General features: G+C 36.2%; 9 protein-coding genes. 5 read left to right on the top strand and 4 right to left on the bottom strand.

Annotation, left to right across the window (positions count from 1 at the left end; genetic code table 11):
* Positions 1-121 precede the first annotated feature (121 nt).
* Positions 122-1,570 (top strand): replicative DNA helicase, encoded by a 1,449-nt coding sequence (gene dnaB / locus I2F23_RS08615; protein WP_195772190.1) that lies wholly within the window; start codon positions 122-124, stop codon positions 1,568-1,570.
* Between the two features lie 125 nt (positions 1,571-1,695).
* Positions 1,696-2,691 (top strand): helix-turn-helix transcriptional regulator, encoded by a 996-nt coding sequence (locus I2F23_RS08620; protein WP_211140221.1) that lies wholly within the window; start codon positions 1,696-1,698, stop codon positions 2,689-2,691.
* 34 nt (positions 2,692-2,725) lie between these two features.
* On the opposite strand, the gene mnmG is transcribed toward I2F23_RS08620, so the two are convergent.
* Complete coding sequence (mnmG, locus tag I2F23_RS08625; protein WP_195772191.1) at positions 2,726-4,606, bottom strand: tRNA uridine-5-carboxymethylaminomethyl(34) synthesis enzyme MnmG; 1,881 nt, start codon at positions 4,604-4,606, stop codon at positions 2,726-2,728.
* Between the two features lie 259 nt (positions 4,607-4,865).
* Here mnmG and I2F23_RS08630 point away from each other — a divergent pair, with 259 nt between their 5' ends.
* The gene (locus tag I2F23_RS08630) at positions 4,866-5,225 is read left to right on the top strand and encodes a hypothetical protein (RefSeq protein ID WP_195772192.1); all 360 of its coding nucleotides are present in this window, start codon (positions 4,866-4,868) and stop codon (positions 5,223-5,225) included.
* A 53-nt stretch (positions 5,226-5,278) separates the two neighbouring features.
* Here I2F23_RS08630 and glyA read toward each other — a convergent pair whose 3' ends face one another.
* Complete coding sequence (gene glyA, locus I2F23_RS08635; protein ID WP_195772193.1) at positions 5,279-6,532, bottom strand: serine hydroxymethyltransferase; 1,254 nt, start codon at positions 6,530-6,532, stop codon at positions 5,279-5,281.
* 281 nt (positions 6,533-6,813) lie between these two features.
* Between glyA and I2F23_RS08640 the strand changes: the two genes are divergently transcribed.
* Entirely contained in the window at positions 6,814-7,503 is a 690-nt protein-coding gene (locus I2F23_RS08640) for an exonuclease domain-containing protein (protein ID WP_195772200.1), read from the top strand.
* 458 nt (positions 7,504-7,961) lie between these two features.
* Here I2F23_RS08640 and I2F23_RS08645 read toward each other — a convergent pair whose 3' ends face one another.
* Together I2F23_RS08645 and I2F23_RS08650 are read right to left on the bottom strand one after the other, a co-directional pair.
* On the bottom strand, positions 7,962-8,570 hold the full coding sequence (locus I2F23_RS08645) for a hypothetical protein (RefSeq protein WP_195772194.1): 609 nt from the start codon (positions 8,568-8,570) through the stop codon (positions 7,962-7,964).
* 49 nt (positions 8,571-8,619) lie between these two features.
* Positions 8,620-9,144, bottom strand: coding sequence for a DUF6714 family protein (locus tag I2F23_RS08650; protein WP_195772195.1), 525 nt, complete (start codon positions 9,142-9,144; stop codon positions 8,620-8,622).
* Positions 9,145-9,329: 185 nt separating this feature from the next.
* On the opposite strand from I2F23_RS08650, the gene I2F23_RS08655 reads away from it, so the two are divergent.
* On the top strand, positions 9,330-9,490 hold a 161-nt coding region (locus I2F23_RS08655), incomplete at its 3' end, for a helix-turn-helix domain-containing protein (RefSeq protein WP_213014676.1).

Consider the following 9,490-nt stretch of genomic DNA (forward strand, 5'->3'; position numbering starts at 1 on the left):
TGCGTTTGCATGCTCTTTTTGTTTTTATAGTCCTATAATTTTTCTTTGTTTACCGTTAGAATAACTCGCTTAAATCCATATTAAAGTCTCTGCTTTATCAAACTGAACGCTAAGGTTATTTATGTCTCAGGCGAATGCCCAAGTTGCACCAAAATCATTAGATCAGGATAGTAAAAACACTTCTGAGCAAAATCAGCTTAAAGAGTTTCGCACACCACCGCATAACTTATCCATTGAACAAGCTGTACTTGCCGCATTAATGACGGTCGCAGAGTCATTTGAACAAGTTGGTGATACACTTACTGAAAATGATTTTTATGCAACACGTCATAAATATATTTTTCGTGCAATTGATAAACTTGCCAAAGAGAACTCCCCATACGATGCTGTACTGGTACATGACTGGCTCACGAAACAAAATTTACTCGATGCGATTGGTGGTGAAGATTATTTAATGCAGCTAATGGCAGACTCGCCTTCTAGCTTCTATAATCTTGAAACATATGCACATAAAATTAAAGAGTTTGCAACTTTACGTAGCATGATTAAAGCAAGTAATGAAATATTACTCAATGCATATGATACAAAAGGACGCAGTGTTTCCGATATCTTAGATCTTGCAGAAACTAATATTTTTTCTATCGCTGAACAACATAATAGTAATAAAAAAAGTGCTGGGCCACAGCCCATTACTTCAGTGGTATCTGATGTATTTAATAAGTTGAGTGAACTGTCTCAAATGGAAGGAAGCATCACTGGCTTATCTACAGGTTTCTTGGAACTTGATAACAAAACATCGGGCATGCAAGCTGGCGACCTTATTATCGTTGCCGCACGTCCCTCTATGGGGAAAACAACTTTCGCAATGAATCTAATTGAGAGTGTACTATTTAATTCAGATTTACCTGCTTTAGTTTTCTCTATGGAAATGCCCGCAGATTCAATTGCAATGCGTTTAATTTCCTCTTACGGAAAAGTCCATCAAGGACATTTACGTTCAGGTAAACTCGACAGCGATGAATGGTCAAAAGTTACTGGCACAATCCTACAGTTACAAGAAAAATCTTTATATATTGATGACTCATCTGCTCTACCACCTACAGAACTTCGAGCGCGTGCAAGACGTATTGCAAAACAGCATGGAGGAAAACTAGGTTGTATTATGGTCGATTATCTTCAACTAATGAAAGTCCCTGGTATGGGAGATAACCGAGTTGGTGAAATCTCAGAAATTTCTAGAAGTTTAAAAGCACTGGCAAAAGAAATGAATTGTCCTGTTGTTGCACTTTCTCAGTTAAACCGTAGCTTAGAAAATAGGCCAAATAAAAGACCTGTTATGTCAGATTTACGTGAATCTGGAGCAATTGAGCAAGATGCAGATTTAATTATGTTTATTTACCGAGACGAGGTCTACAATAAAGAATCCAAAGAGGCTGGGACAGCAGAAATTATTATCGGTAAACAACGTAATGGACCTATTGGTACTGTAAGACTTGCCTTTGAAGGACAATATACAAGATTTAGTAATTTATCTCCTGAATATTACAACCAATTCGATGATGAAGAATAGGATTAATCCAATACAAGGTATGGTATAGAATTGGTACCATACCCTATAAAAGGCTAGCATCATCCACAAGTTTTAGCGTAATATTCGCTCAATTCACTTTGCCTTTTATTGATTTATTTCTATTTATGTCTATACAAGAAAAAGAAACCTCGAATAGCCTATATCGTCAATGGCAGATTTTGTCCCGTCTAACTACTGGAACTTGGACAGGAACAAGACAACTGCAAGAAACGCTTGAAAGAGAAGGTATTTCTATTAGTCTACGTACAATTCAACGTGACTTAAATCAGATTGCACAACGCTTCCCTATTGAGAATAATGGCGAAACACCTCAAGGTTGGCGTTGGCAAGCAAATGCACCTATTCAAAGCCTACCCCATATGACAAGCTCACAGGCGGTGACTTTCATGATGGTAGAAGAACATTTAAGACATCTTTTACCTCAAAGCCTGATTGAGGAAATGAATCCTTGGTTCGATTTAGCTCGTCATAGCCTTTCTACACAAAATAATGTACGTCAGTGGATTAATAGGGTACGCATTGTACCTGCATCACAACCACTTATTCCACCTGTCGTTAACAAAGTGGCACAACAAGTAATTTACGAAGGCTTACTTCAAGATAAGCAGTTAGAGTGCGTTTATAAAGCAAGAACAAACCAAGGTGAAAATAAAACGTATACGCTTAATCCTTTAGCATTGGTACAAAAGGGCTCCATTATCTATCTTATTTGTACGCGTCATGATAAATCAGATGTAAGAACATTTGCATTACATCGTTTTAAATCGGCGACTGTATTAGATAGCCGTGCTCTTCATCCAGCTAATTTTAATATTGATGATTATATAGAATCTGGTGCACTAGGTTTTAGAGTGGATTATGACCAACCCACTCAAAATATTCAAATTAAGCTTAAGATGACTGAAAATACAGCGCAAACATTTTATGAAAGTAAATTAAGCCTAGATCAGGATATTCAAAATATTGACGAAAATGTTGTTGAAGTTTCAGCAACTGTGCCTTTTACCTCTCAGCTTGTTTGGTGGCTAAGAAGCTTTGGGAAAAAAATATTACACATTGAACCTTATGTACTCGCACAGCAAGTTTATGAAACAGAATAAAAAGAAACCTGCTTATAAGGCAGGTTTCTTTTTACTAAGCAATTTTACGGGACATATTCTTTTTTCGAACTGTAATCATAATTAGCTGAACCGCCGCAGGCGTCACCCCAGGAATACGATTTGCCTGTGCTAATGTTTCTGGACGCACTGCTTTAAGTTTTTGTGTAATTTCTCTTGAAAGACCAGAAACAATATCGTAGTCAAAATCAAGAGGGATTTTTGTTTCTTCAAGGCGTTTTAATTGGGCAACATCATCTTGCTGACGATTAATGTAGCCTGCATATTTCACAGCAATTTCAATTTGCTCGCCTACTTGTTCAGTTACTTCTGAACCTGTAAGTTCAGCAATATGCTTAAAATTCACCTGTGGACGCTTTAACAAATCAATTGCACTACACTCTTTACTTAAGTCCGCACCCGTCATTTCAACAAATTTTTTGCCCATCGGATTATTAGGTGCCGCCCATAGATGCTGTAAGCGTGCTGTTTCTGTTTCAACAGCTTCCATTTTCGTACAGTAAGCTGCCCATCTTTCATCGTCAACTAATCCTAGTTCACGACCAATTGCAGTTAAACGTTGGTCTGCATTATCTTCACGCAACATCAAACGATATTCTGCACGTGAAGTAAACATACGATAAGGCTCTTTTGTACCCAGTGTAATTAAATCATCAACCAAGACACCCATATATGCTTCATCACGTTTTGGAGTCCATTCATCTTGTTCCCACGCACGGCGTGCAGCATTTAGTCCTGCCAATAATCCTTGTGCACCTGCTTCTTCATATCCTGTGGTTCCATTAATTTGACCCGCAAAATACAAATTATGAATTGCTTTAGTTTCTAAAGTAAACTTAAGTGCTTGTGGATTAAAGTAATCATATTCAATTGCGTAACCTGGGCGAAGAATATGCGCATTTTCCATTCCACGAATGGAACGAACTAACTTAAATTGTACATCGAATGGTAAAGAGGTCGAAATACCGTTTGGATAAAGTTCATGTGTTGTTAAACCTTCAGGCTCTATAAATACCTGATGGGAATCTTTATCTGAGAAGCGATGAATCTTATCTTCAATAGATGGACAATAACGTGGGCCCACTCCTTCAATTACACCTGTATACATTGGTGAGCGGTCTAAACCACTGCGAATAATATCGTGTGTTTGTTCATTCGTATGCGTAATATAGCAATTCACTTGCTCGGGATGCATTGAAGCATTTCCCATGAAAGACATGGTTGGAGATGGAAAATCCCCAGGCTGAGCTGTCATCACAGAGAAGTCGACTGAACGCGCATCTATACGTGGCGGTGTGCCTGTTTTGAGTCGACCCACTGGAAGTTGTAACTCTCTTAAGCGATCAGCCAGTGCAATTGATGGAGGATCGCCCGCACGACCACCGCTAGATTTTTGTAACCCGATATGGATGACACCGCCTAAGAATGTACCTGTAGTCAAAATGACCGTTTTAGTATCAAAACGAATACCCATTTGGGTAATAACACCTTTAACAGTATCGCCTTCTACAAGAATATCATCAGCTGCTTGCTGAAAAATATCTAAATTTGGCTGATTCTCTAACGTATCTCTAATTGCAGCTTTGTATAAAATACGATCTGCCTGTGCACGTGTTGCACGAACAGCAGCACCCTTTCTAGAGTTTAATATTCTAAATTGAATACCAGCCTTATCTGCAGCCAAACCCATTGAGCCGCCTAAAGCATCAATTTCACGAACTAAATGTGATTTACCAATTCCACCAATAGCAGGATTACAGCTCATCTGCCCTAAAGTCTCAATATTATGAGTTAGTAGCAACGTCTGTCGTCCCATACGCGCAGCAGCTAACGCAGCTTCCGTACCAGCGTGACCACCACCAATAACGATAACATCGTAAACTTTAGGATAATGCATAATATTTACGTCAGAAATAAAAAAGACCCAATATTATATCAGAAATATTATTTAAAATATGCACATCTCAGGTTGCTTTTGCTGTTCTATATTTTATCCATTTGACATAAATAGATATAAAGTTTCATTCCATAGCAAATCTTCACAAACTAGCATCGTGAATTTACCTAAAAAGCATGATACACATCTGATTATTTTTTATACTTATGACACACCTTAGATAATTCAACTAAAACACATCATATAAGGAAGAATAGTAATGAAAAATAAATTTTTAACTACAATGCTATGTGCAAGTTTAGGATTAGGTATGGCAACTATTGCTCAAGCACATGAGCATCAAGATAATAATTATAACCCTCATAAATTTTCTCAAGTATGTAAGGGTAAAACAGCAGGAGCTCCAGTATCATTCGCCGCAAATGGTGCGCTTTGGAATGGTACTTGCCAAACACAGTTTATTCCAACAAAACCAACTAAAGCCTTAAAGGGTAATGAACCTGAGTTATCTAGTGTATGTAGCAGTGAACCTTCATCTAAGAGTGTAAATATTGCAGGTAAAACATTTGTAGGTAAATGCGCACTTGCTTTTACACCACCAACACCACAACATCCATAAAAATGACATAAAAAAACGGTCTTAGCAGACCGTTTTTTTATATTACAAAGATTTTATTTTGTATATACAGGGAATTTTGCACAAACTTCTGAGACTTTATCTTTTACCGCGGCAATAACACTTTCATCACCTTTGCTATCTAAGATATCAGCAATCCAATGTGCAAGTTCACGAACTTCTGACTCACCAAAACCACGTGTCGTTACTGCAGGTGTTCCAATACGAATACCTGAAGTGACAAATGGAGAACGAGGATCATTTGGAACAGAGTTTTTATTTACAGTAATATGAGCTGCGCCTAACCAAGCATCTGCTTCTTTTCCTGTTAAATCTTGTTTAATCAAAGATACCAATAATAAATGATTGTCTGTACCACCAGATACAACATCATAACCACGTTCAACAAGCACATTACCCATTACTTGGGCATTTTTTACAACTTGTTGCTGATACGCTTTATATTCAGGTGTCATTGCTTCTTTAAAACAAACAGCCTTCCCTGCAATTGCATGAACAAGCGGTCCGCCTTGATTACCTGGGAATACAGCAGATTGAAGCTTCTTCTCAATTTCTTCATTTGCTTTTGCAAGAATTAGACCAGAACGTGGACCACGAAGTGTTTTATGAGTCGTTGTTGTTGTCACATCTGCAATTTGTACTGGGTTAGGATAAACACCAGCAGCAACTAGACCTGCAACATGTGCCATATCGACAAATAAGTAAGCACCTACTTTATCAGCGATATCACGGAAACGTTGCCAATCGACAATACGGCTATATGCAGAAAAACCAGCAACAATCATACGAGGCTTGTGTTCTAGCGCAAGACGTTCTACTTCTTCGTAATCAATTTCACCTGTTTCTGGGTTTAAACCATATTGTACAGCATTATATGTTTTACCCGAAAAGCTTACCTTAGCACCATGTGTCAAGTGACCACCATGAGCCAGACTCATACCCAATACTGTATCGCCTGGATTTAAAAGTGCTAAGTAAACAGCAGAGTTTGCTTGTGAACCAGCATGAGGCTGAACATTTGCATAGTCTGCGCCAAAAAGTTCTTTTGCACGATCAATCGCTAGTTGTTCAATGACATCTACGTACTCACAGCCACCGTAGTAACGCTTTCCTGGATAACCTTCCGCATATTTATTTGTTAATTTACTGCCTTGTGCTTCCATGACAGCTGGAGAACAGTAGTTTTCAGATGCAATAAGTTCAATATGAGCTTCTTGACGAGCATCTTCAGAAGAAATTGCTTTTGCTAATTCTGGGTCAAATGCAGAAATAGAGATGTTGTCAAACATTAGCGAGGGTCCTATAAATTAGGGCTTTTAAGCCGTGCTAAAATCGAAACACATTCTAACACGAAGTTTTGTGGTTTTTGGCATGAACTTTCATCAACATGCAATAAAATTATTAAAATCTACAATATTTTATATTTAGAACTCACTTTTTTAAGTCCTGCTTGATTTTAACAAAGTAATTATTTTTCAAAAGATTTTCGATCTCCCATAGAAATGTTACTGTTTAACGTTTCTATAAAATGTTAGCATTTACGACCGATACACTTAGAATATTCAATGATATGCAAAGTATTATTTTAGATACCGAAACCCACACCCTAAACGGCTTACCTATTGAAATTGCTTATGCACCTATTGAATTAAATGAGGGTAAGCTTACTTTACATAAGGATCAAATTTTTGATCAATGCTATCAAGTCGGTGAAGCCATTTCTTATGCTTCTATGGCAGTGCATCATATTTTAGAAGCTGATTTAGAGGGACAGCCTTTTTATACAGACTTCCAACTCCCTAAAGAAACAGTCTATATTATTGGTCACAACATAGACTACGATATAAAAACTATCGCGCATTGTGGTGTAGATGTCAGTCAAATTAAACCAATTTGTACACTTGCACTTGCTCGTGCAGTTTGGCCACATGCTGAAGCGCATAATATCTCTGCATTAATTTATCAAATTAGTCATGGTAGTCAAAAAGCAAGAGAATTATTAAAAGGTGCACATAGAGCAGATGCCGATATTATTTTAACAGCAAATATTTTGATGCATATTATTGCTCATACTGGTGTAAAAAATATTGAAGAACTCTACTTTGCCTCTGAAGAAGCACGTATACCTAAAATACTAAACTTTGGTAAACATAAAGGTACAGCTATTAAAGACTTACCGCAGGATTACGTACAATGGTTACTTAAGCAATCTGAACTTGACCCTTACTTAAAACAAGCCTTAAAAAATACGCATGTTTAATGATCAAGTAAATATTATTATGGAGCGTCAAAGCCTTCATCATTTGAATGGTTGGCTTATAAAAAGCACGTGTCGATGCATTCTCTGATTTGATTTTAAAACTGCTGTTCAAATAGAGTTAACATTTACCATTTGGTGTATAACTCGTATCTGTGTTTTGACTCAACAGTACGGGTAGATTCTGCCCCCTATAATCATCAAAGAGTGCTTTAATCGCTAAAATTGCACCTTTTCACACAGCCCATTAATAATTCGACTGTAACATGTTGCTCATAAACAGATTAGACTGCGTGTTACAGATTTGGATATTTGAGTTACCATCTAAGTCAGACTTGAATATAAATTATCTCTCATAATTTTTACTCATAAAAAACCACCCGAAGGTGGTCTTTACTACAAAGAGAAGCCCTACTCGGTCAAATCCATGACACAAGTAAGGTTTTGGTTCTTAAAAAGGATTATTTAGATTTGAATGGCTGAATTTTATTCAGAACTATTTGAGTATCCTCTTTATCAAACTCATCAATAGTATCTAAGTTTATTAAATGCTCTAAGAAGTTAATTAATAGATTGAACTGTTTTTTACTAAAATGACTCAATAAAGAATTAAGCTCATCTTCTTTTCCAAATTGCAACACACCTAACCACCGACCAAAACCAAGTCCGTGGTATACACCTTCAGAGTTACATAGTATATGAATCATCATAGATGGTGTATAAAATAAATACGCCTGAGGTTTTAAAAAGAAAAAACCCATTCCATATGCTTCTAAGTACTTGTAGGGTATGTCTAATGGATTGGGGAATCTATTAGATATTTTCCTTTTTTCTTTAATAGCTTTAATCGCTTCTTCAATTTCTTCAGGTAGCCACCAACTATGTCTTGTCATTCCTTCAATTTCTTCTTTATCCCACTCTTCTTGGGACATGAAATATAAAGGACATGCTTCATCAAAATGGCAATGAGCTGTATCATAATAATCCTCTTCGACAAGCGTATAAGCATCACCTAAAGTAACATTTTTAAACTCTTGACTGATCTGTACCAGTAAGTCTTCTTTGTTCATTATTAAAATCCATAAACCCTAGTTAACTAGATCAATACTAAATGTAGGGTTAAACAATCCACAAGAAATCTCTCTTAATATATTCACTTATAAATAATCTAATTAATCTTTTTTGGTCACTATTAAAAATATGACTGTCAATATCCCATCGAAACTCTAGTCTGTAAACAAAGTAGTCTATAAAACTATTATTTTTTTCTGGTTCGAGTAAAACATAATAGATTGCAGAAGGAAGAAAAAACTTAAAACCTTCTGAATCTAAATAGCTACATGATTCACCAAAATAATATAAATACTTATAACTTACATCTATCCATGTTTTTATATTTTCACTTGGTCTACTACGTGAAATACTGGCTGCAATACCAAATTTTTTATAAAAATCAGGGTAATCCATATTATATGCTAAAATTAAATCTTCAGCAGAAAGGTTTATTGCAGACAAATACTCATCATCTATATCATCAAAATATATATAGTGAGTATCATAAAAATCACATTCCAGCAATGAACGATGATTACCCAACTCTTTTAAAGGGAATATGTCTTGAATACATTTTAATTTAAAATCCATATTATTTGCTCTATCCTCTTTAAGTCGTTCTATATAATTTGCAGCTGGTGGCGATCAATAAGAGTTTTCTTACATTAAAAAAGACTAACCTTAGTAGCCTTTACAACGCTATCAGTTATTTTAATAGCTTTTACCTCTGTAGCCGTTTTATAGTCAAACAATCAAAAATATAAGACAATTTAAAAATGAGTTATTCAGAACATTTTAGACGAAAAGTGATAGCGAAGCTTGAGGAAGGATATTCCATACGAGCGGTATCGACACAATTTGAAATTGATAAAAATACAATTTTGAGCTGGAAAAAACGAATTGAGGTTAAAAGAACTCGCCCACGCAAACCTTTTAA

The sequence above is a fragment of the Acinetobacter pollinis genome, assembly GCF_015627175.1.
Taxonomy (GTDB): Bacteria; Pseudomonadota; Gammaproteobacteria; order Pseudomonadales; family Moraxellaceae; genus Acinetobacter; species Acinetobacter pollinis.

What these genes read in the sequence shown, in the direction of transcription:
- dnaB (WP_195772190.1), top strand. Translation starts at nt 122, where the DNA reads ATGTCTCAGGCGAATGCCCAAGTTGCACCAAAATCATTAGATCAGGAT.
- I2F23_RS08620 (WP_211140221.1), top strand. Translation starts at nt 1,696, where the DNA reads ATGTCTATACAAGAAAAAGAAACCTCGAATAGCCTATATCGTCAATGG.
- mnmG (WP_195772191.1), bottom strand. Translation starts at nt 4,606, where the DNA reads ATGCATTATCCTAAAGTTTACGATGTTATCGTTATTGGTGGTGGTCAC.
- I2F23_RS08630 (WP_195772192.1), top strand. Translation starts at nt 4,866, where the DNA reads ATGAAAAATAAATTTTTAACTACAATGCTATGTGCAAGTTTAGGATTA.
- glyA (WP_195772193.1), bottom strand. Translation starts at nt 6,532, where the DNA reads ATGTTTGACAACATCTCTATTTCTGCATTTGACCCAGAATTAGCAAAA.
- I2F23_RS08640 (WP_195772200.1), top strand. Translation starts at nt 6,814, where the DNA reads ATGCAAAGTATTATTTTAGATACCGAAACCCACACCCTAAACGGCTTA.
- I2F23_RS08645 (WP_195772194.1), bottom strand. Translation starts at nt 8,570, where the DNA reads ATGAACAAAGAAGACTTACTGGTACAGATCAGTCAAGAGTTTAAAAAT.
- I2F23_RS08650 (WP_195772195.1), bottom strand. Translation starts at nt 9,144, where the DNA reads ATGGATTTTAAATTAAAATGTATTCAAGACATATTCCCTTTAAAAGAG.